General features: G+C 71.7%; 1 protein-coding gene. It reads left to right on the top strand.

Annotated elements, in window-relative coordinates; all coding sequences use genetic code 11:
* Window positions 1-218 precede the first annotated feature (218 nt).
* The coding region (locus ASG00_RS15280; RefSeq protein WP_162238351.1) for a hypothetical protein at window positions 219-993 on the top strand (775 nt) is incomplete at its 3' end.

Raw genomic sequence — 993 nt, 5'->3', positions numbered from 1 at the left:
CCCGCCGAATCCATCTCTCGGCGCCGATTCCAGCCGTCAGCGGTGCTGCGAGGGGGTGGAGTCGGCGGGGCGGGGTGGATTCGATGAGGCGCCGCCGGGAGTGCGCGAGCGTTCGCCGTCGCGCCGCCGCATCCTCCCCGGCTGGCGGGGGAGCGGGCGGGCTCCACAGATGCCGCGGGAGGCCTCGCCGACGGATCGGGGCGGCGCAGAGTGAGGCGATGGATGTCCCCGCCGCCCGCCGCGCGATTCGCACCCGCGCCGCGCTGCTCCGATTCGGCATGGCCGAACGCGAGCTGAGCCGCCGCGTCGAGTCGGGGTCGCTGCGTCGTCTGGGGCGCGGACTCTATGCCGATGCCGCTTCGATCGACGCGCTGCGGCCGGAGGACCGCCATCTTGTGCACATCGCCGCGTTCGATCGCCGTGAATCGGGTGCCGCGCACGTGTTCTCCCATCTGTCGGCAGCGGTCCTGCATGGGCTTCCGGTCTACGGAACCCGCACGCACCCGGTGCACGTGTCGTCGACGGCCGTCGACGGGCGAGTGTCGGCTCATCCACGCATCGCCCGACATCGCCGCGACCTCGACCCAGTGCATGTCACGAGCGTCGGTGGCGTCAGATGCACGGATCTCGCGCTGACAGTCGCGGATGTCCTCGCCACCGAGTCGCCGGAGATCGCTGTGTCGGTCATCGATGCCGCGCTTCGGGGCGTGGCGTGGGTCGATTCCTCGCACACCTACGACGATGTCGCTCACGACGGGTTCTGCCGTGAGGTGGCAGCGCATCTGCCGCCGGGGCGTCGCGGGGTGCGACGCGCGCGGCGCATCCTCGAGATGGCCGACGGTCGCGCTCAGCTCCCCGCGGAGAGCGTTAGTCGACTTCGCCTCCTCGATGCGGGCTTCGCGCGCCCGCGTCTCCAGGTGCCGGTCGGCGGTCCCCGCGGCGAGACGTTCTATGTCGACATGTCGCTGGACGACGTCGACGCGTGGGCCGAGG

Source organism: Microbacterium sp. Leaf351, assembly GCF_001423825.1.
Classification (GTDB): Bacteria; Actinomycetota; Actinomycetes; order Actinomycetales; family Microbacteriaceae; genus Microbacterium; species Microbacterium ginsengisoli.
Note: the sequence above shows the minus strand (reverse complement) of the source record. Positions and strands in the feature narration are given on the sequence as shown.